This is a genomic window from Haloarcula amylolytica JCM 13557 (genome assembly GCF_000336615.1).
GTDB lineage: Archaea > Halobacteriota > Halobacteria > Halobacteriales > Haloarculaceae > Haloarcula > Haloarcula amylolytica.
On the sequence record NZ_AOLW01000015.1, the window covers coordinates 29,821 to 53,099 of the forward strand.

At 64.9% G+C, this 23,279-nt stretch carries 26 protein-coding genes and 1 pseudogene; 12 read left to right on the top strand and 15 right to left on the bottom strand.

The features are described from left to right. From C442_RS06150 to C442_RS06195, 11 genes are read right to left on the bottom strand one after another with little or no spacing between them, the layout of a single operon-like run. A complete protein-coding gene (locus C442_RS06150) occupies positions 1-852 on the bottom strand; it encodes a HEAT repeat domain-containing protein (protein WP_008308769.1) in 852 nt (283 codons plus the stop codon). Further along, positions 849-1,703 carry a hypothetical protein gene (locus C442_RS06155; protein WP_008308770.1) on the bottom strand — a complete coding sequence of 285 codons (855 nt, stop codon included), beginning with the start codon at positions 1,701-1,703 and terminating at the stop codon, positions 849-851. Before C442_RS06155 ends, C442_RS06150 begins: the two co-directional genes overlap by 4 nt. Then, positions 1,700-2,380, bottom strand: coding sequence for a molecular chaperone TorD family protein (locus C442_RS06160; RefSeq protein WP_008308772.1), 681 nt, complete (start codon positions 2,378-2,380; stop codon positions 1,700-1,702). The genes C442_RS06155 and C442_RS06160 overlap by 4 nt, the downstream gene beginning before the upstream one ends. Beyond that, positions 2,380-3,213 carry an ethylbenzene dehydrogenase-related protein gene (locus C442_RS06165; RefSeq protein WP_008308773.1) on the bottom strand — a complete coding sequence of 278 codons (834 nt, stop codon included), beginning with the start codon at positions 3,211-3,213 and terminating at the stop codon, positions 2,380-2,382. The genes C442_RS06160 and C442_RS06165 overlap by 1 nt, the downstream gene beginning before the upstream one ends. Further along, a complete protein-coding gene (locus C442_RS21485; RefSeq protein ID WP_152418447.1) occupies positions 3,206-3,433 on the bottom strand; it encodes a hypothetical protein in 228 nt (75 codons plus the stop codon). Before C442_RS21485 ends, C442_RS06165 begins: the two co-directional genes overlap by 8 nt. Further along, positions 3,426-4,502 carry a nitrate reductase subunit beta gene (narH, locus tag C442_RS06170; RefSeq protein WP_008308776.1) on the bottom strand — a complete coding sequence of 359 codons (1,077 nt, stop codon included), beginning with the start codon at positions 4,500-4,502 and terminating at the stop codon, positions 3,426-3,428. The genes C442_RS21485 and narH overlap by 8 nt, the downstream gene beginning before the upstream one ends. Continuing rightward, positions 4,499-7,357: a nitrate reductase subunit alpha gene (locus C442_RS06175; protein ID WP_008308778.1), complete on the bottom strand. Its 2,859-nt coding sequence runs from the start codon at positions 7,355-7,357 to the stop codon at positions 4,499-4,501. The genes narH and C442_RS06175 overlap by 4 nt, the downstream gene beginning before the upstream one ends. Beyond that, on the bottom strand, positions 7,350-7,532 hold the full coding sequence (locus C442_RS06180; RefSeq protein WP_008308780.1) for a hypothetical protein: 183 nt from the start codon (positions 7,530-7,532) through the stop codon (positions 7,350-7,352). Before C442_RS06180 ends, C442_RS06175 begins: the two co-directional genes overlap by 8 nt. Beyond that, positions 7,529-8,923, bottom strand: coding sequence for a cytochrome b (locus C442_RS06185; protein ID WP_008308782.1), 1,395 nt, complete (start codon positions 8,921-8,923; stop codon positions 7,529-7,531). Before C442_RS06185 ends, C442_RS06180 begins: the two co-directional genes overlap by 4 nt. Further along, entirely contained in the window at positions 8,923-9,579 is a 657-nt protein-coding gene (locus C442_RS06190; RefSeq protein WP_008308784.1) for a QcrA and Rieske domain-containing protein, read from the bottom strand. Before C442_RS06190 ends, C442_RS06185 begins: the two co-directional genes overlap by 1 nt. Next, positions 9,576-10,151 carry a hypothetical protein gene (locus C442_RS06195; RefSeq protein ID WP_007190101.1) on the bottom strand — a complete coding sequence of 192 codons (576 nt, stop codon included), beginning with the start codon at positions 10,149-10,151 and terminating at the stop codon, positions 9,576-9,578. Before C442_RS06195 ends, C442_RS06190 begins: the two co-directional genes overlap by 4 nt. Before the next feature lie 180 nt (positions 10,152-10,331). Here C442_RS06195 and C442_RS06200 point away from each other — a divergent pair, with 180 nt between their 5' ends. From C442_RS06200 to C442_RS06230, 7 genes are all read left to right on the top strand, one after another. Continuing rightward, positions 10,332-10,991, top strand: coding sequence for a helix-turn-helix domain-containing protein (locus C442_RS06200; RefSeq protein ID WP_049942873.1), 660 nt, complete (start codon positions 10,332-10,334; stop codon positions 10,989-10,991). Between the two features lie 85 nt (positions 10,992-11,076). Beyond that, positions 11,077-11,742: an HD domain-containing protein gene (locus C442_RS06205; RefSeq protein ID WP_008308792.1), complete on the top strand. Its 666-nt coding sequence runs from the start codon at positions 11,077-11,079 to the stop codon at positions 11,740-11,742. A gap of 148 nt (positions 11,743-11,890) precedes the next feature. Beyond that, positions 11,891-12,208 (top strand): DUF5783 family protein, encoded by a 318-nt coding sequence (locus tag C442_RS06210; protein WP_008308793.1) that lies wholly within the window; start codon positions 11,891-11,893, stop codon positions 12,206-12,208. Between the two features lie 138 nt (positions 12,209-12,346). Continuing rightward, on the top strand, positions 12,347-12,865 hold the full coding sequence (locus tag C442_RS06215; RefSeq protein ID WP_008308794.1) for a TRAM domain-containing protein: 519 nt from the start codon (positions 12,347-12,349) through the stop codon (positions 12,863-12,865). Positions 12,866-12,980: 115 nt separating this feature from the next. Then, positions 12,981-13,574 (top strand): MogA/MoaB family molybdenum cofactor biosynthesis protein, encoded by a 594-nt coding sequence (locus tag C442_RS06220; RefSeq protein WP_008308795.1) that lies wholly within the window; start codon positions 12,981-12,983, stop codon positions 13,572-13,574. A 44-nt stretch (positions 13,575-13,618) separates the two neighbouring features. Continuing rightward, a complete protein-coding gene (moaC, locus tag C442_RS06225) occupies positions 13,619-14,092 on the top strand; it encodes a cyclic pyranopterin monophosphate synthase MoaC (protein ID WP_008308796.1) in 474 nt (157 codons plus the stop codon). A gap of 73 nt (positions 14,093-14,165) precedes the next feature. Then, positions 14,166-14,993, top strand: coding sequence for a molybdopterin synthase (locus C442_RS06230; protein ID WP_008308797.1), 828 nt, complete (start codon positions 14,166-14,168; stop codon positions 14,991-14,993). Between the two features lie 31 nt (positions 14,994-15,024). Here the strand turns inward: C442_RS06230 and C442_RS06235 are convergent, their stop codons facing one another. Both C442_RS06235 and C442_RS06240 read right to left on the bottom strand, forming a co-directional pair. After that, a complete protein-coding gene (locus C442_RS06235) occupies positions 15,025-15,825 on the bottom strand; it encodes an ABC transporter permease (protein ID WP_008308799.1) in 801 nt (266 codons plus the stop codon). Then, complete coding sequence (locus tag C442_RS06240) at positions 15,800-16,681, bottom strand: extracellular solute-binding protein (RefSeq protein WP_008308801.1); 882 nt, start codon at positions 16,679-16,681, stop codon at positions 15,800-15,802. The genes C442_RS06235 and C442_RS06240 overlap by 26 nt, the downstream gene beginning before the upstream one ends. 118 nt (positions 16,682-16,799) lie before the next feature. On the opposite strand from C442_RS06240, the gene thiC reads away from it, so the two are divergent. Together thiC and C442_RS06250 are read left to right on the top strand one after the other, a co-directional pair. Continuing rightward, a complete protein-coding gene (gene thiC / locus C442_RS06245; RefSeq protein WP_008308803.1) occupies positions 16,800-18,242 on the top strand; it encodes a phosphomethylpyrimidine synthase ThiC in 1,443 nt (480 codons plus the stop codon). Between the two features lie 296 nt (positions 18,243-18,538). Next, positions 18,539-19,363: a hypothetical protein gene (locus C442_RS06250; RefSeq protein WP_008308805.1), complete on the top strand. Its 825-nt coding sequence runs from the start codon at positions 18,539-18,541 to the stop codon at positions 19,361-19,363. A gap of 19 nt (positions 19,364-19,382) precedes the next feature. Here C442_RS06250 and C442_RS06255 read toward each other — a convergent pair whose 3' ends face one another. Beyond that, the gene (locus tag C442_RS06255; RefSeq protein WP_008308807.1) at positions 19,383-19,952 is read right to left on the bottom strand and encodes an NUDIX hydrolase; all 570 of its coding nucleotides are present in this window, start codon (positions 19,950-19,952) and stop codon (positions 19,383-19,385) included. 422 nt (positions 19,953-20,374) lie between these two features. Further along, a pseudogene (locus C442_RS20905) lies at positions 20,375-21,478 on the bottom strand (IS630 family transposase). A 426-nt stretch (positions 21,479-21,904) separates the two neighbouring features. Between C442_RS20905 and C442_RS06270 the strand changes: the two are divergent. From C442_RS06270 to C442_RS06280, 3 genes are read left to right on the top strand one after another with little or no spacing between them, the layout of a single operon-like run. After that, positions 21,905-22,090, top strand: coding sequence for a hypothetical protein (locus C442_RS06270; RefSeq protein ID WP_004515500.1), 186 nt, complete (start codon positions 21,905-21,907; stop codon positions 22,088-22,090). Positions 22,091-22,097: 7 nt separating this feature from the next. Continuing rightward, on the top strand, positions 22,098-22,523 hold the full coding sequence (locus C442_RS06275) for an RNA-binding protein (RefSeq protein ID WP_008308815.1): 426 nt from the start codon (positions 22,098-22,100) through the stop codon (positions 22,521-22,523). Beyond that, complete coding sequence (locus C442_RS06280; RefSeq protein WP_008308816.1) at positions 22,523-23,242, top strand: RNase P subunit p30 family protein; 720 nt, start codon at positions 22,523-22,525, stop codon at positions 23,240-23,242. The genes C442_RS06275 and C442_RS06280 overlap by 1 nt, the downstream gene beginning before the upstream one ends. Positions 23,243-23,279 lie beyond the last annotated feature (37 nt).

The window sequence follows — 23,279 nt, forward strand, 5'->3', positions numbered from 1 at the left end:
TCAGAGGTCGGGCATCCGATTGAGTCTGTCTTCGCCGGGCAGCAGTCGGGCGTCGTTCTCCAGCGCACCGCCGAACTGCCGCCGGAACCGTCCGGGGTCCACGTCGAGGGACCGCTCGGCGGTCTGGCGGACCACGGTGGCCGGGTCGTCGGTGAGTTCGCGCAGTCGCTCGCGGGCGCGGTCCTCGTCGACGCCGCCGAGCATGTGGGCGGCCCATTCGCGGACCCGCTCGCTGTCGTCGCGGCTCTGTTCTAACAGCAGGTCGGCCATTTCCTCACCGCGAAGCTTGAACAGCGAGATGGCCGCGTTGCGCCGGACCGCGTGGTGATCGTCGTCGATTGCGGCCGCGATATCGTCCTCGTGGGCCTCGCGGTCGACGTTGTCGAGCGTGACGACGGCCTCCGCCCGGACCCACGGGTCGGGGTCGGAAAGCAGTTCCACTGCTACCGCTGCGGCCCGCTCGCCGCCGTGGGCCGTCAGCGCCTCGACGGCGAACTGGCGCACGTCGCTGTCGTCGTCGGTCGTCGCAGCGCGGGCCAGCGCCGCCACGATTTCGTCGGTGGACGCGCGGTCTTTGAGTTCGAGGGCGGCGCGGCGGCGGTCGGTCTTTTCCCCGTGTTCGATGTCGGACAGCAGCGACGCCACCGCGTCGCCCTCGACGGGCTCGGTGTCGCTGGCGGCCAGCTCTTCGGGCGTCGCCTCGCCGATGGTCACGTCCTCGCGGGATACTTCGATGTCTTCGAGCGCTTCGATGTCGGTGTGCAGGCCCGGACTGCGCTCGGGGTCCAGTTGCGGGTCCGGGTCCTCTTCGAGGTGCTTCTCGAACTCGTCGTCGTCGTGACAGCCCGTCATCGCTGGCCCTCCTGTGCAGTGAGGACGGCGATGCCGAGCGCGAACGGGAGCGCACGCGGGATCGACGCCGGGACGCCCGCGAACGCGACCAGCGCGACGCCGGCGAGCAGCGGCCATCGCCGCGTTCGGCTGGCCGCGCTGGCCGCCGTCACCGCACCGGCGACCGCCAGCGCGACGACCGGCAGGCTCGTCCCGACGACGCCGGTCCCGGTGAGCGTGACCGCGCCGGTGACGAACGGGACGGCGCGACCGACGGCAAAGACGACGGTGAAGGCGGCCAGTCCCCCGATTACTGCGCCCCAGTCCGCCGTCGACAGCGAGCGCCAGTCCGTCGCGGCGAACGCCGGCATCGACGCGATCCCGAGCAGCGCCACGGTCGAGGCCGCCGGTCGGAGGCCCGTCCAGCCGCCGACGCCGCTGGCCAGCCCGATACTCAGCGCCGCGACGAGCAGGGCGACTGCGGCGGCCGAGACGAGGTCCAGATGGCGTCCCGCGACGGCGGCGACGGTCGCCGTTCCGAGGACGACGGCGGCGGCCGCCGGGAGCGCCGCTGCGCTACTGAGCAGCGACAGCAGGCCGAACACGCCGACGAACAGCAGGCCGATGCCGGTGAGCGGGTCGGCGTCGGTGACGGCGACGGCGATAGCCGCGGCGGCGACGACGGCCGTGGACACCCCTGTCGCCAGGCCAGGCGAGACCGGGAGGCCCGCGTACCCCGGTGCGTTGACGAACAGGACGGCGAAGTACCGGGCGGCGACCGCGACGGCCGCAGCGCCGACTGCCAGGTTCGCCAGCGAGTGGCTCCCGCCGTGCAGCAGCGGTCTGACTCGTTGCTGTAGCGCCGCCGTCATCGCTGGTCCTCCAACCGTTCCGCGAGGTCGTTGCGGTCGGCGCGGACGAACGCCTCCAGCAGTTCGCCGAAGCCGCCGTAGATGTCGGTCCCGGGCTCGTCTGCCAGTCGGTCCGCGACGCCCGCGGCCGCATGGCCGAGGTGGCGGTCGTGGAAGTCCAGCCGAGCGATTGCGGCGTCCTCGCCGACGGCGGCTTCACGGCGGGCCAGGTAGCCCGCGAACTCCAGTTCGTAGGTCAGCGCGTCGTGGTTGTCCCGCTCGTCCTGGTCGATTTCCAGGCCGTAGTGGCTGTAGGCCCGCGAGAGGTCGAGGTTCACGTCGTTCCAGGAGTGGTCCGGGCGGTATTTGGACTCGTACAGCGGGACCGGCGGCCCCTCTGCTTCGAGTGAGCCGTCGGTCCGGTCCGTGTACTCGCTGTAGCCGAGTTCGAAGATGTCGTTGTAGCGGGCCGCGAGCGTCTCGTAGTCGTCGTCGGTGGTCAGCGACGGGACGGGTACGTCAAGGCCCGTCCGGTCGAGACACGCTCGCAAATCGGCTTCCAGCGTCCCGTCGGCCGCCGCGCTGTGGAACGACTCCTCGGGGTACTCGAACGCTTTGGCGAGCGTCGCGTACACCGCGCCGCGAGCAGCGGCGTCCTCGTCGAGGTCGTCCATCGGGTCGGTTGGCGTGGTCGCCATTACTCGGCCCCCCGCGTGCGGTAGATGCCGAAGCTGGTGACGCCGACGACGGCGACGATGGCGATGCCGGCGAGGGTCCACAGCAGCGTCTCGTAGGGCGGTCCTTGCGGGCCGCCGCTGAACGGGTAGTAGTGCCACTCGCTGACCGCCTTCTGGCCGGACCGCTCGCCGTTAGAGCCGTTCCAGACGGCGAAGGCCACGTCGAGGTCGCCGTCGGTCCGCAGGTCGGTCCGGTTCTCGCTCGGCGCGTCAAGCTGGCGCGAGTACACCACCGTCCAGGTGGCGTTGCCGCCGGTGCCGCTGTGACTCGCGTTCGCCTGGACGGTCGGGTTCTCGAACGGCGTGGTCGAGCCAGCGCCGCCGGCCAGCAGTTCTTGCGTCCCGGTCGATCCACTCCAGTACCAGACGTTGACGCGGTTGTCCGGGCCGCCCATCGCTATCGGCGGCCGAGAACTCGTGTTCGCCGGGAACTGGACCGCGACCGCGTCGGCGAACTCCCGCGTGGCGCTGGCGTTCATGTCCCGGGTCGCGTCGTGCCACTCCAGGCGGACGTACAGCCGTTCGTCGGTCCGGACGGCCTGGACGTCGACCGTCTCGATTGACGTGTCATCAGCGTTCGGGACGCTACTCGGGGCGCTCGAAAGCGGCACGTCCGAGGCCGGGACCTCCGCCCAGCCGTCGGCACTCGGTTCGGCGAGGTCGGCCGTCGATACCTCCGAAACCGGAATCTCGTGTGCTGGCCGGGCGCTCACCATCGGCGCGGCCACCGTCGAGACGACGATGAGCCCCGCCAGCACCGCCGTGAGTATGAGCGTGCGTCGGTGGTCAGTCATCGTTGACCACCCCCTGAGCACGCTCAGGGGCGGCCAACTGGGACCGCTCGCGGGCATCGCCCGCTCGCGTTTCCGAGCCGCGTAGCGGCTCGCTACCCATCGTCAAACACCGCTGGCGTATTCGCCAGCGGATTCGAACTCGCTCACTACGCTCGCTCGTTCGAACGCCGGAAGACCGCAGGTCTTCCGAGCTCGACGTTCGTTCGCGGTGCTCACTCATCGTCGAACACCTCCAGTCGGTACTGTTTGGCCGGGTTTTTGTCCTGCAGCAGTTCCATCAGTTCGCTGTCGCCACCCTGTCGAACACGTTGTCGGTGGGCGTCGATAGTGTCGAGCGCCTCGTCGACGCCGTCGCCGAACAGGTTCCGGAGGTACTGCCGGGGAATCCGGTCGATGTCGACCGTCTCCCCGTCCTCCGTGTGCTGGCCGGGGGCGAAGGGCGGGATGTAGTAGACGTTGGGCTGCGTGCGGAACTCCGGATGGAGCGGCAGGGCCACTTCGTACTCGTTGACGAGCTTGTGAATCGGTCCCTCCTCGTCGTCGAGGAAGCCGACCAAGCGGAGCTGTGGCGGGCACTCCTCAGCACAGGCCGGGGCGAACGTCTCCCCATCGGGGCCTTCCCCTTCGATGCGGGGGTAACAGAAGATGCACTTCTCGGATTTCTTCGAGACAGTGTTGTAGTACACCTTCTTGTACGGACACCCCTCGACGCAGTAGCGGTAGCCCCGGCAGCGGTCCTGGTCGACGAGGACGATGCCGTCCTCCTGGCGCTTGTACAGCGCCGAGCGCGGGCAGGCTTCGACGCAGGAGGGGTGGGTGCAGTGGTTGCAGATGCGCGGGAGGTAGAAGTAGTAGCTGTTGGGGTACTCGCCGGCCCCCTGGTCCTCGTCCCAGTTCGGCCCCCACTCCGCGCCCTCGCGGGGCCGCAGCGGCTCGTCGCTGCCCTCGTACATGATCTCCTCGTGGTTGAACTCCCAGGCGCGGCCGTAGTCCTCTTCGTCGGGAATCTCGCCGGGCGAGCGGTCCGAGTGCTCGCTCGACTCCCAGCCGCCGCCGGAGTCCTCCCAGCCCCGCGGGTAGCCCTCGCCGGGCTTGGTCTCGACGTTGTTCCAGTACATGTACTCGCTGCCGCCGTCCTCCGTCCAGAGGTTCTTGCAGGCGATGGTACACGTCTGGCAGCCGATGCACTTGTTCAGGTCCATCACCATCGCGACCTGGTGGTCGACGCCGTCGGCGACGTTGACCAGCGTGTCCTCCTCGCCCTGATCGTCCTGTTGGTCGGTACTCATTCGGTGTCACCTCCGCTCGGTCGGACATCGACGCGCACGTCGCTGTTGACCCCGGTCGGCCCCCAGTAGTTCGGGAAGAAGTACAGGTGTTCCCCGGTGTCTTCCGGGTACTGGACCAGCTGGGTCGGCTTCATGTACATCGGGACGAGCGTGTTGAAGTTGTCCCGGTCGGGGTACTGGAACTTCTCCCAGGAGAAGAAGTGGCGGATCGTCCCCGGTTCGCTGGAGGGGTAGATCTTCGCCTGCACCTCGACGCTCCCGAGGTCGTTGTACACCTCCACGGTGTCGCCGTCCTCGATGCCGCGCTCTTCGGCGTCCTCGGGGTTCAGATACACTACGGGCTCGCCGCGCTGGAGCCTGAGCATCTTGGTGTCGTCGCGCCACGTCGAGTGGATGGACCACCGACCGTGGGGCGTGTTGTACGACAGCGGGTAGTCGCCGCCGGTGTTTTCGGGCCCCTCCTTGTGGGTCGGGAGTTCCTCGCCGAGTTCGAGGTACCAGTCGTGGTCAATGTAGTACTGCTGGCGGCCGGTGAAGGTCGGCCAGGGGTTCTTGTCGTGGACGTAGTCCTGCCACGGGACGTACGCCTCGCCGTCCTTGATGTCCGAACTCCAGTGGTCGCCGGCGGTGAGGAACCGCTGTGGCTGCTCGTCGATGTCGTCGAAGGTTATCTGCTCGTCGCTGCCCTCGGGGTTGGTCTCCTCGGAGTGTTCGAGGATGAACTCCGCCGCGGCTCTGTCTTCGACGAGCCCTCCTTCCTCGCCGGTCTCCCAGTCGCGGACGTAGTCGTCGTAGATGGTCGTGAGGTCGATGGTCCGGTCGAACTTCCGGTCCTCGATGGGCTCGACATCGCGCTCCTGGGCGCGCTCCTGTATTTTCTCCGCGATCAGGCGGAATATCTCCCAGTCGGTCTTGGCCTCGCCGAGCGGCTCGACAGCTGGCGTGAACGGATGCACGTAGGTGTGCATGTCCGTCTCCGAGAGGTCGTACTTCTCGTAGTGGCTGGCCGCCGGCAGGACGATGTCTGAGTACATCGCCGTCGAGTCCATCCGGAAGTTGATGTCGACGACGAGGTCGAGTTTGGGCCAGAGCTGTTCTTCGAGGGCGACGTTGCCCTTGGCCTGATTGAAGTAGTTCCCGCGCCAGACGAACATCGTGGACGGGTCCGGTCGGTTCCCGTCCTCGCGCTCCTCGGGGTAGACCGGCATCCACCCCTTGTCGATGGACTCGCGTATCTTCTCGGCGGTGTCCGGGTCCGTGTTGTCGAGGATGCCGGCATGGAAGTAGGTCCACAGCGTCGTCGGGACGCCGCGGACGTTCCCGGTCGGGAACGAGAGCACCTTCCAGCCGTGGAACGACCAGATTTTCTCCTGGCCCACGTAGTGGTCCAGTCCGGTGCCGGGGTCGCCGAGGTTCCCCGTCAGCGTCACGAGCAACTGGATGGCGCGGTTGCCCAGGTCGTTGTGGTACCAGTCGTTGACGCCCTTGCCGTGGATGATTTTGGCGGCGTCGGCTTCGGCGAACTCGCGGGCGACCCGCTGGTAGGTGTTCGTACCGACGCCGGTCTCCTCGTGGACGACTTCCGGCGTGTACTGACTGAGTTCGTCGGTGAGGTTCTCCCAGACCGACCGGACTGCGACGCTGCCCTCGTCGGTGTCGACGCTGCGCTCGACCGACAGTTGCGGGTCGAAGTCGAGTTCGATACTTGCGGAGTAATCTTTCTGTCCGTCCCGCTCACCCAGCGAGCCAGGCGCACGACGGAGGGTGCCGTCGGCGTCGACCATGACGAACACCTTGTCCGGGTCGTCGGCGTCCTCGGCGAGGCCGACCTCGCTGGCCCGGAGGAATTTCCCGGTGTCCTCCCGAACGAGCAGCGGCATGTCGGTCTGCTCTTTGAGGTGTTCCTCGTCGTGCAGTCCCTCGTCGACGATGGTCTGGGCCATCCCCAGCGCGAGCGCGGTGTCGCTGCCGCCGTGGGGCGAGAGCCACTCGTCGGTGTGGATGGCCGTCTGGGAGTAGTCGGTGAAGATGCCGACTCGCTTTGCGCCCTCGTAGCCGGCGTCGAGGAAGTACTTCGCGTCGGGGATGCGCGTGACGTTGATGTTCGACCCCCAGGCGATGATGTAGTCCGAGTTGTGCCAGTCGGCGGATTCGGCGTTGTCCGTCTGGGTGCCCCACGTAATCGGCTGGCCCGGCGGCAGGTCCGAGTACCAGTCATAGAAGCTGTGCGAGACACCGCCCAGCAGATTGACGAGCCGGCTCCCGCTGGCGAAGGAAACCGGTGACATTGCCGGGATGGGCGTGAATCCCGAAATCGCGTCGTACCGGCCCGCCTGCACCTCGTCGATGACGTGGTCGGCGATTTCGGTCAGTGCCTCGTCCCAGCTAATCCGTTCCCACTGGCCCTCGCCGCGGTCGCCCGTGCGGCGGAGCGGGTGGAGCACGCGCTGGTCCGCGTTGACGTAGTCCGTGTAGCAGGCCCCCTTCTGACACCCGCGCGGGTTCGGGTCCGGAAGGCTCTCGTCGAACGTCGGGTAGTCGCCGGCCTGTTCCTCGCGCCAGACCTGGCCGTCCTTGACGTAGACGTTCCACGAGCACGAACCGGTGCAGTTGACGCTGTGGGTCGAGCGGGCGACGGAGTCCCAGTCCCACTCGTCGCGGTAGAGGTCCTCCCAGTCCCGATACGGATACGACCCGATGGGATCGTCCACCGCTTCGAGGCCGTCCATGCCGTCGTCGGCGAAGGACAGCCCCGTCGCGCCAAGCAGCGACGCGGCTCCGAGACCGCGCACGAAGTCGCGGCGACTGATTCCCGCACTGTCCGTTTCGTCGTCGGTCAGGTCGTTTCTACTCATTGGTGATGAACACTGTCGCAGTCGCGCAGGCAGCCCCGACGATAGCCAGCGCGATGCCGGTCGGCGTGCTGCCGCCGACTTCGAGGCCGGCGGCGACCAGCACGAGGCCGACCAGCTTGCTCGTCGTATCCAGCAGGCGATACTGCCGCGCAGTCAGTTTGATGCTCGCAGTCATCCGTTCTCCTCCGATTCGGTGCTAGCCGTTCTCTCGTCTACTGCACCGCCGTCCGCGGCTACGTCGCCCTCCTGTGATGGCGCGGGCTCGCCGTCGCGCAACAGCAGGTACGTGATGCCGCCGAAGACGGGCGGGACGACGAGCAACGCGGCCGTCAGGATGGGGTTGACCACGTTCGTCGTCGTTCCGAGCACCTGGTCCGCGAGGATGTTGTTCATCCCCGCAATCGAGGCGATCATGATGAACGCGACGGCGGCCACGCCCACACCGGTCTGCCAGGCCCGGTCCAGCGGGTCCGCGGTGAAGTGTGTGGGCTCCGTCCGGTCGATGAACGGCCAGAGGGCGACCGCGGCAAACACCAGCCCCGGGAGGACGATGCCGCCGACGAACTCCCCGTTGATGTGGGCCGGGCCGATGTTGAAGCTGATCTGTGGCAGGAGCTTCAGGAAGCCGTACACCCACATCAGGAACCAGTCCGGCATGATGAGCGCCGGCGTGGCCGCGGGGTCGTTCGGGCCGTACTCGGCGACGTTGTGGACCGGGAGCAGGCCCGCAAGCGCCGATAGCGTCGCCGCAGTGACGAAGAACACGACTGCCGACACCGCAGCCTGGTTCGGGAACGCGGGCAGGCCGATGATGATGTCGTCGTCGTCCTCGTCGACAGTCTGGCGGCCGGCCGTCACGTCACCGTCCCGCGGGGCTTCGGTGTGTTTCTGCCTGATGAGGATGGCCATGTGGACGGCCAGGCCCACGGCGATGGCCGCCGGTATCACGAGGACGTGCAGGAAGTACAGCCGCGGAATCGTGGCGGACGAGGGGAACTCACCCCCGAACACCACCTGGCCGAGGAAATCACCTGCCAATGGTATTGATATCGTGAGGTTGTAGCCGATGCTCGTGGCTGTGGCGGCGAACTCGTCGAACGGCAGGGCGTAGCCGGTGTAGGCCGCGCCCATCGAGAGGGCCGCCAGACCGGTGCCGACGATCCAGTTCGGCTCCCGCGGGTTGCGGTACGCACCGGTGAAAAACACCCGTAACATGTGCAACCCTATCGAGGCGACGAAGAGGTGGGCCGCCCAGTGATGGAGCCGGCGGATGAACATCCCGAATGGCACGTCGTAGGTGATGTGCAACACCGAGACGAACGCTTCGGGCATCTCCTCGCCCTGGAACTTCTGGACGCTGCCGTCGTACTCCACGTCGGAGGTCGAGGGCTCGAAGAAGAACCCGAGGAAGACCCCCGACAGGATCAGGAGGAGGAAACAGAACAGCGCCACCTCGCCCAGCAGGAACGAGTCCTCGGCCGGGAACGCCTTGCCCAGGAACGTCTGGCCGTTCTCCAGGTCGAGGCGGGTGTCGAACCAGTCGTAGACGGCTTTGGCGCGGGACATTATCCACCTCCGGGACCGACTGGCCCCTCAAAGTCCCCGGTGGCGACGAGGAATCCGTCGCTTGTCACCGTAATCGGAAGCTGTGGGAGCGGTCGCCCCGGCGGGCCGCCGCTGACCGCCGCCCCTTCCAGAACGTTGAACTTCCCGAAGTGGCAGGGACAGACGACCAGGTCCTCCTCCCGGTCCGATACCATACAGCCGGCGTGGGTACACACCTTCGAGAAGGCGGCGTAGCCGTTGACGGTGAACCCCTCTGAGATGTCGCTGCCGTAGTCGGACTCGGCGTAGCGCACCAGCAGCGTCGGTGCGTCCTCGATGCCGGGTCGGGGCTCCGGAAAGACGGTCATGTGCTCGCCCTCGGAGAGCCGGCTCTCCGTGATGCGCTCGCCTTCGCTGTCGACGAGGTGGATGCCGTCGGAGTACACCGGCCCGTTGTATCCCCGCTCGAACACCTGCGTGGTGCTGGCAAGCGGCGCGGTGAGGCTGGCGACGGCGGTCAGGCCGCCGACGGTCGCGAGGAACTTCGCGAAGTCCCGGCGGCGGAGTTCCGCGCGGGCGTCCCCATACAGTGTGGGAGATGTACCGGTGGCCCCGTCACACGAGCAGTCGTCGCCCTGTTCCTCGTCGTCGTCATCGGGTTTCGGATAGTCTATCATTCGTGCCCCCTGATTTCGGCGACTTCGACGTGTGGCATGAACCAGGCGTAGTACGCGACCGTCGAGAGCGCGAGCGAGAGGAACATCCCGGTCGCGTACAGCCCGAAGTACTGGGTGCGGGCGAGCGTGAGGTACTCGCCGGTGAACAGCGCCGCGAAGACGATAGACAGGACTGTCAGCCCGCTCATGGCGACGAGTCCCTCTATGGCGTCCGAGGCGTCGTGGTACTCGACAACCCAGCGGTGCTCCGTGTTGAGCCACGGCAGCGAGACGGTCCCGCCGTCGGTGACCGGCTCGGCGTCGTCAGGCGGCCGGACCGCCCTGTTCATGAACTGGTGGGCGGCCGTCAACACGCCCACGAGACCGAACAGGGCGACCCAGACGACGACACCGACCTGGCTCGGTGACAGCTTGTTCGGCGTCTCTACTGGGCTTTCGAGCGGCCGGATGTCGCTGACGCTCTCGTCGATAGCGATTTCTTCCGACGGTGGCTCGCCGTGCAAGGCGACGTACCACATCGGCAGCAACACCGCTGTTATCAACAGACCGATGAGTATCGTGTTGCGTCTCATAATCTTGTGTTATCTCGGTTCGCCAGCGATTCGAACGGCTGCGCTGTGTCGCTGTGTTCGGGGTTTGTCCCAGAACCCGGATGAACTGCCAGCCCGACATCTTAGGCCCATTATATGGCGGTTTTTTATACGAACATGTTCGCCTGCCCTTTCTTATGGAAGCCGGCACATCTACCGTGTATGTCGGGCCGAATGCTCGCCGAGGTCGAAGTGTTCGGTCCTCGGTCCTGTCAAGTACAGCCACACGCTGACGAGGAGTGGTCAGTGTCGTCGGTCTCTCGGAGCGCAACGAATGGTGATGCCGACCGCGTCCTCGAAGAGTTCACGCTCAAGGGCGGTGATGACCACCCGGGAGCGCTACAGAGCGAACTCCCGAATGTGGACCATGTCTTCGCTTACGACCAGCGACACGTCTTCCAGGTGTCCCGGGCGGCCGAACAGGGTTGTGTCTGTGAACGTATCGAAGCGGCCGGCTGTGTCGTCCAGAAGTTCACGGCGGATACCGAATCCATCGTTGTCACGTTTCTCGTCGACGATATGCCGACTCTGCGGGATATCGTTGCCGACCTCCAGTCGGAAGGCGAGACTGTCAAACTACGGCGGCTACTCGAAGACACGTCCACGGAGACGGATCAGCCGGTCGTGCTCGACCGCGCGAAACTGACCAATCGCCAGCGCGAGGTGCTGAGCCAGGCCCACCAGATGGGGTACTTCGAGCATCCGCGCGATGCGACTGCCGGCGACGTGGCCGAAGCGCTTGACATCTCCACCTCGACGTTCACCGAACATCTCGCCGCCGCCCAGCGGAAACTCCTCGCCGACCTGCTTGACTCCCGCTGAGTGGGACCGCTCCGCTTCATGTCAGCGATACAGAGGCATTTCACAGCAGTTATTCCAGCCGGCACGCGAGGTGCCACCGCCGCCAATGACACAGGAACTTGGTCCCCTCGCTCGAACACTGTCGGTCCCGTACTACGAAGACGCCCTCCCAGCGCACGACCAGTTTCACGCCAAGCGAGTCCGAGACGTCGCGCTTCGGCTCGCGGGCCACTGCGACGGCTCGGTCGACCGGGATGTCCTTGCCGCGTCGGCGTGGCTCCACGATATTGGTCGGCCCCGGGAGCGGGCCGGTGAAATCGATGACCACGACGAATGGGCCACGGCGGAAGCCGCACAGCTACTCGCGGCTGAAGACGTGGAACCCGACCGAATCGACCGTGTCAAACACTGTATCCGAGCACACAGTATCCGCGCGAGTTCTCCGGAGCCGAGAACGCTGGAGGCGAAACTCCTCTTCGATGCGGACAAACTGGACGCTGCCGGGGCACGCGGACTCGTCCGACTGGCCTGTATCGTCGGCGAGCGATCTGGGCGGACGGGTAAGAAATACGCTGTCATCGATGACACGTCAGATACTGACCTCGAATCGTCGGATCATCCGGATATCACGCTGCTTCGGGAATGGGCCCGAGAACGCCTAGATATGCTGTACACCCACCCCGGCCGCCGTCTCGGTCGGACTCGTCGGGAATTCATGGACGAGTTTTTCACTCGATTCGACGGTGAAATCGGAGGCACGGGGGAGTGGTAAGCGGCGTCCGGTCGTGGCCGATAGACCCTCGACCGGCGGAGCCCGAATCCGACCGCATTGATGCCGACTGACGCTGCAGCCGTTTCGGCTGGGAAATCCATCTCTGAGGCACGGAACCCTTTACCCTCGCCCCGGCGACACTGCATCTATGACCGAGTTCGACGCCGAGAAGTTCGACGAGAAGTACGTCCACTACTTCGAGGAGCTCGAAACGGCGTATTCGAACGCGTACCAGGAGCTACACGGGCAGTACGATTCCGAGGTCCTTCGCGGGATCGACCGGCAGATTCTCAGCGAGAGCGAGCCGGTGTACGAGGGGGACGGGGCGTTCAGCATCCGGCTGCCCGACGACACTGCGGCGCGTGCACAGTCTCTGCCGGGCGACGAAGCGACGTTCGACACAGTGCTGTCGGCGTTCACCGACGCCATCGAGCGTGAGCTCCGTCGGCTGTTCGAGTTCGAGTAACCCCGAGTTCTGCCCGACGGATCGCTCGATAGCGGGCGTGCACAGCCTGTCTGTCACCCCTTCCAGCAGCGGTCGGCCCGGCGGATCGAAAACACCAGAATCAATGCAGTTCCGGTGCTAGCTGAACCAATTATACTAATGGCGACCGATTCAGATCTTCACTGTCTCTTTACGGCTTCCGTCGAGGAGCAGCACGACTCGTACGTGATCGAGATTCCGAAACAAGAGGTCGAACTGGGAACCCTGGCCCCCGGGACGCTGTACCGGATCGCACTGTTCCAGTCGGCGGCTGCGGCACCCACTCCCCAGCCACAGTCTCATTCCAGTCCCGAGCCTCGCTCTAATTCCCAATCGGAGCCCGAGCCTCAGTCCAATTCCCAATCCAAGTCTGAGACCCAGTCCGATTCCCGGTCCGACGAGCCGACCGGGGAACCGGAGTTCGCACCGTCGTCCCCGCCCGTTGCCGAGGGTGAGACGCGCGTGGTCGAAATCGACAACATCGGCGACAAAGGCGACGGCGTCGCGCGTATCGACGGCGGGTACGTCGTCATCGTCTCTGACGCAGATGTCGGGGAGCGCCTCCGCGTCGAGATGGAGCAGGTCCGCGAGAACGTGGCCTTCGCGGAGGTCGTCGAGCGCCTGCCGTACTACGAGTAAGCCGCTGTCCTCTCAGCCCAGACCTGGCTTGGTGCGGTGCCGGGGCCGCCGTCCGACCGCCGGTCACCGGCCAGACAGCCGAGGGTATATTTCTCCGCCGACTGTCGTTTCGGGTATGGGACACGACCATGACGAGGCAGCCAGCGAGGCGGGCCACGAACACGGAGAGCACGGCCATGACAGTGACCACGACCACAGTCATGGGGAGCACGACTACGACGATCATCACGCCCACGACGCCGAAGGGGTTGAAATAGGGGTCCTCACGGTCTCGACCTCGCGAACGCTGGACGACGACCCGGCGGGCGATATCATCGCCGCGGCCTGTGAAGACGCGGGCCACGAAATCGTCGAGCGCCGCCTCGTCGCGGACGAGATGGACGCTATCGAGGACGCCGTCGCCGACCTGCTGGATGACGGCGTCGACGTCGTCCTGACGACCGGCGGGACCGGACTCACGCCCGACGACGTGACCGTGGACGCCATCGAACCGCTGTTCGACCGGCCGATTCCCGGCTTCGGCGAGCTGTTCCGCTGGCTCTCCTACGAGGAAGTCGGGCCGATGGCGATGGCCTCGCGGGCAACCGCCGGCGTTGTCGACGACCGACTGGTGTTCTGTCTGCCCGGGAGCGAGAACGCCGCTCGGACGGGCGCGGAGAAACTCGTCGCGCCAGCGGTGGGCCACCTACTCGGCCTCGTCCGTCGGTAACGCGGACCCGCACGGTTTTGGGCCGGCGTCGGCTACAGGGACGCATGCCCGAGGAGTTCACGCACGTCGACGAGGAGGGGGACGCACAGATGGTCGATGTCGGTGGCAAGGCCGAGAGCCAGCGCCGCGCGGTCGCGCGCGGACAGATTCGACTCACTGAGTCCACACTCGCCGCCATCGACGCCGACGAGGTGGAGAAAGGCGACGTGCTGACGACGGCCCGCATCGGCGCGATTCAGGCGGTCAAACACACCTGGGAGACAGTGCCGATGTGCCACCAGATTCCCATCACGAACGTCGAAGTCGAGTTCACCGTCGGCGACGAGGCCGTCGAAATCATGGTCGCCGTCGAGACGGTCGGCAAGACCGGCTGCGAGATGGAGGCGCTGGAGGGCGTGACGACCGGCCTCAACGTCGTCTGGGACATGGTGAAGGCAAACGAGAAAGACGAGGACGGCGAGTACCCCGCGACGGCCATCGAAGACATCCGCGTGGTCGAGAAGACCGTCGACCGGTGAAGAGCAGCTACCGGCGGCACCTTCGCCGCTCCTATGAAAAAGGTCTATCTACGTCGCCCTGTTACCGGTGTGCATGCAAGTCCTCGGTATCGTCGGCCATTCCGAGTCGGGGAAGACCACGCTGGTCGAGCGGCTGACCCAGCGGCTCTCCGGGTCCGGACGTGTCGCGACGGTCAAACACTGCACGCACCCCCCGGACGTCGACACGGACGGGAAAGACACGGCTCGCCACCGCGACGCCGGCGCGGCCGAGACGGTCGCGCTTACCGACGACGGCGAGTGGTACGCGACGGGCGAATCCCGAACGCTCGATGAGACGCTGGACGCGCTCGCGCCCGATTACGACTACGCACTTGTCGAGGGATATTCGGACGCGAGCATCCCGAAGGTCGTTCTGGCCGACCGCGAGGTCGCCGACCCCGTCGTGCATCGCGCACCCCACGGCGCGGACGCCGATCTCGACGACATCGTCGCGGCGATGGAGGAACGGGACCCCTACATCACGCTGGAGACGCTCGTGGCGGACGTAAAGCGGGACCCGGACGAGGTCTACTCCGGCGCGATTGCGACCTTCACCGGGCGCGTCCGCGCACGGGAGGGACCGGAGGACCAGCCGACGGAGCTTCTGGAGTTCGAGCGCTATGACGAGGTCGCTGCCGAGAAAATGGTCGCGCTCCGGCGGGACCTCGAAGCGCGGGACGGCGTCCACGCGGTTCGCCTGCACCACAAGACCGGGGTAGTCGACGCTGGCGAGGACATCGTCTTCGTCGTCATCCTGGCCGGCCACCGGGGCGAGGCGTTCCGTGCTGTCGAAGACGGCATCAACCGTCTCAAGGAGGAGGTGCCGCTGTTCAAGAAAGAAGTCACCGTCGACGAGGAGTTCTGGGCACACGAGCGGTGAGTCGGCGGCGCTGTTTTCACGATACCGACTGCTACCGCCACGGCGTCGCCCGCAGGGCGTGGACTATCAGCAGCGTCCCGAGCGCGACGCTCAGCAGGACCACTGCCACGGGAAGCGCCGCGTCCAGTCCGTCCGAAATGAACGAGGCCCAGATCTGGACCGGCAGCGTCCGCGGGTAGTACGCCAGCATCATCGTCGCGCCGAACTCGCCCATCGCGCGGGCGAAGGTCAGCACGAGACCGGCGAGCAGGCCGGGCTTTGCGAGCGGCACCGTCACCGAGCGCATCGTCCCGACCCAGTCGCGCCCGAGCGACCGCGACGCCTCTTCGAGGTGGTCGTCGATGCCGTCGAAGGCGGCCTTGGCGGTGACGACGAAGAACGGCGACGCGACGAACGTCTGGGCGGCGACGACCCCCAGCAGCGACCGCGTCAGCGCCAGGTCTGTGAGGCCGCCGAGTCCGTTCGGGCCGACGACGGTCAACAGCAACATCCCGCTGACGATCGGTGGGAGGACGAGCGGCAGGACGACGACCCCCATCGCGGCGGTCGCCAGCGCGCCGGTGTTCTTCGAGAGCCAGTAGGCCAGCGGCAGGCCGAACACGACGGCGATGGTGGTACTGCCGAGCGCGGCGACGAGGGAGGTAATCGCGGCGTTGATGACGTACGTTTCAGTCAGACTTGTCAGCAGTGCTGCCGGGGAGTACGTGAGCACGAGCACCAGCACCGGCACGACGAAATACAGGAGCAGCACCGCTCCCAGGACGGGCACGAGTTCGCGCACGCCGACCGTGTGGCCGGCCCTGGTCTCACCGCGTGACAGTACTCGGGACATCTCCCACTAGTCGAGGATACGCCTGACGGACGGTAAATCCGTGTGGTGTGAGCCAGTCGCCGGACAGGACTGTCTCAAAGGCTGTACGCGTCGCTTCTTGTTCGTCACGGCGGACGGCTCCGTACTCGATTGGGTTGCCGGCGACTGCCGTGCCGTTTGGCAGTTCGTAGCTGGTGGTCCGATACTGCTCGGCGTGCGCGGGGTCGCCAAGGTGTATTTCGGCTGGGAACTCCCGGAACGGGTAGTCCCGCTCCATTGCCATGCTCCGGTAGACGAACGCGGCGTTGACAGCTCCCGTCTCGAACTGCGCGAGCAGTTGCGTCTCCGGATAGGTCTGGTCCGGCGAGAGAACCGCCTCAGCTAGGCCGGGTTCGTCGTAGTAGTCGGCTGCGAGGGCCAGCACGAACAGCGTCCGGTAGCCAAGCGGGTCGAGCGTCGGGTCGGTGCGGCCCAGTGAGACACTGTCCCCCCGGAGCGGGACGTACCACGGGTCCGCCTCCGCGACGCGCGTCCCGCCGCCCGTCTGAGGGTTGTACGCCAACACCATCTCGTTGCTGGCGACCACGGCGTGCCAGGCGGTGTTCATGACCCGGTCGAACAGGGTCGGATCCGCCAGCGCGACGATAGCCGGGTCGCGCTTCCCGCCGGCGACCAGACGCGCGGCCTGAACAGAGCCGCGGGCTTCGACAGCGACCTCCACGTCTGTTTGGGTTTGTAGCGTCTCACTGGCCGCCTTTTGTAAACTCCCTGCGACCAGCACGTCCACCCGCTCCCGACCGAACGCCCCACAGCCTGCCGTCGCAGCGATACCACTCCCCAGCGCCGTGAGTACTGCGCGGCGGGTCCGGCGGGCCATTGTTCGTCTATTTCCTGTTCGCGTACATCGGTGTTGGGGTCGGTCCCAGTATTGACAGGGTCTCTTTACCGCGACCGATCACCGCAGTTTTATAACCAAGTAGTATAACCTAGTGATTATGACGCAGCTAGCAGCGGCCCGGAACGGGACCGTCACCGAGGCGATGGCGCGAGTCGCAGAGCGCGAAGGTGTCGAACCGGAGTTCGTCCGCCAGCAAGTCGCCGATGGCCAGGCGGTGATTCCCGCAAATGTCGGTCACGACTCACTGGACCCGATGATTATCGGCCGGGAGTTTGCGACGAAGGTCAACGCAAACATCGGCAACAGCGAGGAGACGAGCGATATCGAGGGCGAACTGGAGAAGCTCCACACCGCTGTCCACTACGGCGCGGACACGGTGATGGACCTCTCGACTGGGAGTAACCTCGACGCAATACGGTCGGCCAACGTCGAGCATTCGCCGGTCCCCATCGGCACGGTCCCCATCTACGAGGCGGTCAAGCGCGCCAGCGACCCGAGCGAGATCACCCACGAACTGCTGCTTGACGTTATCGAGAAGCAGGCGAAGCAGGGCGTCGACTACATGACCATCCACGCCGGCGTCCGGATGGAACACCTGCCGCTGACCGACGGCCGGAAAACGGGTATCGTCTCCCGCGGCGGCTCTATCCTCGCCCAGTGGATCGAGGAGAACGGCATGGAGAACCCGCTGTACACGAAATTCGAGGCCATCTGCGAGATATTCCGCGAGTACGACGTGACCTTCAGCCTCGGCGACGGCCTCCGGCCGGGCTGTCTCGCCGACGCCGGCGACGACGCGCAGTTCGCCGAACTTGACACGCTCGGGGAACTCACGCGGACCGCCTGGGAACACGACGTGCAGGTGATGGTCGAAGGGCCGGGCCACGTCCCGATGGATCAGGTCGCCGGGCAGGTCGAACGTCAGCAAGAGGTCTGTGACGGCGCGCCCTTCTACGTCCTCGGCCCGCTCGTGACCGACGTTGCGCCGGGCTACGACCACATCACGAGCGCCATCGGCGCGACGGAGGCGGGCCGTGCTGGTGCGGCGATGCTCTGCTACGTCACTCCCAAAGAGCATCTCGGTCTCCCGGAGAAGTCCGACGTGCGGGACGGGCTTGCGGCCTATCGCATCGCCGCTCACGCCGCCGACGTGGCAAACGGCCGCGAGGGGGCGCGGGACTGGGACGACGCGCTCTCGGAAGCCCGGTACGCCTTCGACTGGCGCGAGCAGTTCGACCTGGCGCTAGATCCCGACCGCGCCCGCGAGTACCACGACCAGACGCTCCCCGGTGACAACTACAAAGAGGCGCGCTTTTGCTCGATGTGCGGCGTGGAGTTCTGTTCGATGCGGATCGACCAGGACGCACGGGAAGACGGTGAGATGGAGACGATCGAGGCTGACGTTGACGACCGGACTGCCCTCGAAGAGTCGTCAGCGGCGGAGGTAAACCAGCCGCCCGTCGGTACTCACGACGAGGCCGATATCCCCGGCCCTGACGCCGATATGCCCGCTGATACAGAGGGGCGTGCCGACGATTAGCACGGCGATAGTTCTTTATAATCGGTGTTCGTTTATTGAAACGATGCAAAAGAAAGTCATCGCCCTTGTCGCGGTCATGGCACTTGCCCTCGCGTACTACGTCAAGCGGTAAGGCTGCGCGAATCGACTGTATCGCCCTCTGAATCTACTGTCGGCCGCCCTGCCTACTGGTCCTCAACGGCGTCGTACGGGTGGGGTATCCCGATGGCCGGCAGTATTCTCTCGGTCTCTGCGCTGTCAGCGACAGCGCCGTCGCTTTCCGAACCCTTACCCGGCGAACGGCCGTACCAGCATGCATGTACGGCGTTGTCACCCGTAACGAGGAGGAGACGGAGTGGTCCGAATTCGACCGGGCGTTCTACGAGGTCAAGGACGTGACCGGCCGCGCTGTCGAACCGATTGCCGGCGCGGTGAACATGGTGTCCTGTTTCGGCGACAACGCGGTCGAGAGCGAGGAGGACCTGCTCGCGTTCGACGACGAGGGGACGCCGGCAACCCGGAACCAGCCGTACTTCGACTGGACGTACGTCTGCCCGACCCACGACCGCTACCGCGAGGGCCTGCTCGACATCATCGAGGAGGCGGCGGCCGTCAACGAGGACGTTCGCCTCGACGACGTGGGCTTCCCCCGGGACGAGTACTGCCACTGTGACCGCTGCGAGCAACGTTTCGCCGACAGCGAGTTCGATGACTGGTCGGCCTGGCGCAGTAACGTCATCACGGAGTTCGTCGCCGAGGCTCGCGAGCGCGTGCCCGGTGAGATGTACCTCACGCTGTATCCTGACCCCTATCCCGGCCACCTCGAAGCCCGCTCCGGCGTCGCCGTCGACGACATCGCCGAGTACGTCGACGAGTTCGTCGTCCCCATCTACGACATGGCGTACTCGACGACTTACTGGCTAGAGATTCTCGCAAAGGGCTGGCAGGACCGACTCACGACCCCGTTCAGCATCGAACTGTACGCCGTCGACGTGGACGTCGACGACCTCTCGAAGGCCGTCGAGGTGGCCGAGGAGTACGCCGAGACCGTGCTGTTCGGGTACGACGCCAGCAACGCCCGCGCGACCATCCGGCGGATGAACGCCGACGCTCGCGAAGGCCAGTCGTTCGGGCCGGAGTAATGCGTTGGGTGTCGGCGGGTTACGCCCCGCCGCCGAACCGCTGTCCGCGCCACTGTAGAATCTCCTCGCGGTCGCGCGTATCGGCCGGCAGCTCGTCGAACCATCGCGCCTCGCTGATTTCGTGGTCCGGGTCGTCGACGGCGACGTCGGTCGTCTCCGCTCGCGCCTCGTACACCGGAAGGACGCCCCAGGCCATGTTGCCGTCACAATAGAACTCGACCCGTCCGAGCATCCCCAGTCCCTCGATGGTCGCTTCGATACCGCTTTCCTCGCCTAACTCCCGCAGTGCGGCCTCCTGAAAGGACTCGTCGGCATCGAGTTCGCCGCCGGGCAGAACCCACATATCGACACCCTCGTGGCGGACGAGCAGGAGTTCACCAGTGGGCCGGTAGGCGAGCGTGTGCGCCCCGTACGGTGCGCCGTGGTCCCGAGCGACAGCGGCCACGTCCCGGAACCGATTCCGCGGGACGTTACGGTGGCGCGTGAACTCGACGTAGCCGCTGTACTGCTCCCGGAGCTGGTGATACGTCTGCTCGGCGGTCTGACACGCCCCGTCGGAGAGGTACCACAGGTCGTCGACGCTCGTCATCTGTGTCCTATCTGTGTCTGACACCTCGACGAAACAACCGTCTTGACGGGGGAGAGCGGTGGACTGATCATGTCGATAGTTAGTCGAGAGAGTCCCATAACAGTTGTTGTGACGTATCGGCTGCCGTGGCGTATCTCAGGGGGTTTCGCAACCGAATCCGTTGTGCCACTGACACCGGTGGAGAAGTTGCAGACGCGGATACACGTCTGGTCCGACTCACTCGCAGCCAAACACGGGAAGAGGCCCGAACAAGGATAGCCACGCTCCCGTGTAGCAGGAACTCATTGGCTGTTTCGACGACCTGACGGATTGTTCTACCCACTCGATCTGTACGCCTTTGCGTTCCGTGGTTAATGGTTAAGATAACATTTGAAAGTCAAGGAACTGCTCGCACCACTTCTTTGCGAAGCTGACGCGTTTCGTTATTTTCTCGAAAGTTTNATTTGAAAGTCAAGGAACTGCTCGCACCACTTCTTTGCGAAGCTGACGCGTTTCGTTATTTTCTCGAAAGTTTCCTGAACGAGGTCTTTGAATTCCGCTTCGCTCTCAACGACGATTGGTGCCATCGTCCATTTGAGATACTTCCAGACTTGCTCGATTGGGTTCAGGTGCGGTGAGCCTGATGGAATGAAAATCAGGTCAATCCCGATCTGATGCGCACGCTTGCGCGTGTATTCACATCTATGAGAACCGTGCTTGTCCAAGACGAGCAGAATCCGCTTGCCGGGATTCTGCTCGCGGATCTTCTCTAATACCCCGCAAATCTGCTCTTTCTCTTCGTTTTCAGTGAACGTTACCAGACTCTCACCGTTGAGGGCGTAGAATCCGACCGCAGAATCGTGTGTCTTGACTAACTCCCGTTCAATGTGAGGATCGTCAACGTACCAAACACGCCGTGAATTATCGTACGGCTGTGGCTTCGATGCATCAAAAAACCCGAGAACGGTACCGCCATCAGTACAAATATTATCCTCAACAATCCCCCCTTCTTCCTCTTCTCCCTCACGTTTGTTGTGTGGCTGGTCGTCCTCGTCGAGCGCGTCGTCGACGCGCTCTTCGAGGATTTCCTCAGGGTTCTCTGGCCGGTGTGGACGCTTTGGTCGTGGTTTCGCGTACGAGAGACCGAGTTCCCGAAGGAAAGTACCGAGGTAGTTTGGGCTGTAGGAAACGCCAAATTCCTCCTGAAGAAGATGCTAAATCTCCTGTGATTTCCACGGTTGGCCGTCACGAAGCATCTCCACCAGCTCGTCTTGCTCATCCTCGTCGAGTTTCGGGGGCCGGCCGCCCCCGAAACTCGGCATCAGTCCTTCTAAGCCGTCCTCGTTCCAAGCATCCGCCCAGCGACCACCGGTGGCGGCCGACCGACCTTCGCGGTCGGCGGCCTCCGGAATTGAGTCGCCTTGGTAGAGATTCTTCAAAAACCCAAGACGGCGGATGTGGTGATCGTCTTCGGCCTCACGTAGCAGTTCATCGATTTCTTCCTCAGTCAAGTGATGCTCAATCTCTTTTCGACGTGAGCGCTCCATTACTCATCTATCAAGCTTAACTAACAAAAGTTTTCGTACTCATTANTCAGTCAAGTGATGCTCAATCTCTTTTCGACGTGAGCGCTCCATTACTCATCTATCAAGCTTAACTAACAAAAGTTTTCGTACTCATTATGACGGAACGCATGTGACTGTAGAATGATCTGACACTTAATTCTACCTATCTAAGGAAATATTTAGACATGTCTAATCATGGCCATGCCTTTCGCAACGGAAGCGACAGGGAACAACAAGATCGGTCAGCCCTGATCAGCGTACCCCTGGCTTTGGGCTGATCGAGGTTTGTCGCTGTCCTGATTGTCAGATCTGGGCCGTGTCACAGGGACATTTTCCCACCACGTCCGCGACTGGGCCGAGCAAATCCGAATCAGTCCCTTTTTGACGAGCCACCGAGTACCGCACGGTATGGCATTCGAAGAGGACGACAGCGTTATTCTCCACGACGAGCACAGCGACTACGACGGCGAGGAAGGCACCATCACGCAGGTCGTCGAGACGATGTTCGGCGACGCCAACTACACGGTTTCCTTCGAGGACGGACAGGAGCAGGGCGTCCCCGAGGACAACCTCGAAGCCGCCGAGGACGAGTAGGGCCTCGATGTCGTCGGTTCCGTTCCACTACGTCGACCTCCGGACCTTCTGCTACGCGACAGAGGACGACAAGCGTGTCGAGGGAGCGCTCCGGACGTTCCTCCCGGAGGACTACCCTATCGAGCGCGCACAGAGCGAGGGGCACTACGGCGACCGGATCGTCGTCCTCTCGGCTCGCGTCGAGAACGCTGACGACATCCGGCACGTACTCACGCAGGTCGCGTCAGCGCCGGATATCGACGCGGTGCGTGCGGAACTGGACGACCGGGTCGACGACAACTGTTCGTTCTTTCTCACCTTCGACAAACAGGCCGCGTTCGGCGGCGACGTCGAGCGCGGCGACGGCATCACGCTCCGGGCGAAAGTCGAGGCCTACCCCGCAAAGCGGGAGAAAGCCGTCGCTAACGCCCGCGAACTCTTAGAGGAGTTGTGATGTACGAGGCCGTCTACGCCCACCCTGACGGTGACAGCACCGTCGCCCGGCACGCGCTGACGGCCGCCGATTCGGGCTACGACGGCATCGTCGTCAGGAACCACGGCGACGTGCAGGCGGACTACGACGCCGACGCCATCAGCGACGCGTACGACATCGACGTCGCGGCCGGTGTCGAGGTCCGGGCGGACGACCCCTCGCGAGCGAGCGGCTTCGTCGGGAACTACCGGAGCGACCGGACGGTCGTCGTCGTCCACGGCGGCGACCGCCGCATCAACCGGTTCGCGGTCGAGCAACCGACCGTCGACGTGCTCGCCCACCCGATGCGCGAGGACGGCGATTTCAACCACGTTTTGGCGAACGCGGCGGCCGACAACGGCGTCCGCGTCGAGTTCGACTTCGGCCCGGTGCTCCGGGCCTCCGGCGGCACTCGCGTCCGGGCTATCAAGGAACTCCGGAAGCTCAGGGAACTGGTCGAGGACGCCGGCGCACCGTTCGTCGTCTCGGCGTCGCCGAGTAACCATCTCCAGATTCGCGCACCGCGGGATCTCATCGCGGTCGGGAAGACCATCGGCTTCGACGCCGACACCGTCCGCGAGGGATTGGCGGAGTGGGGCCGAGTCGCGGAGCGCAACCGCGAGCGCCAGAGCGACGCTGTCATCGAACCGGGCGTCCGACTGGAAGGCGACGTAGACGCCGTCAACGATGACGGGCAGTAGCCCCACTATCGACATCCTGACCGATCGCCACACCACA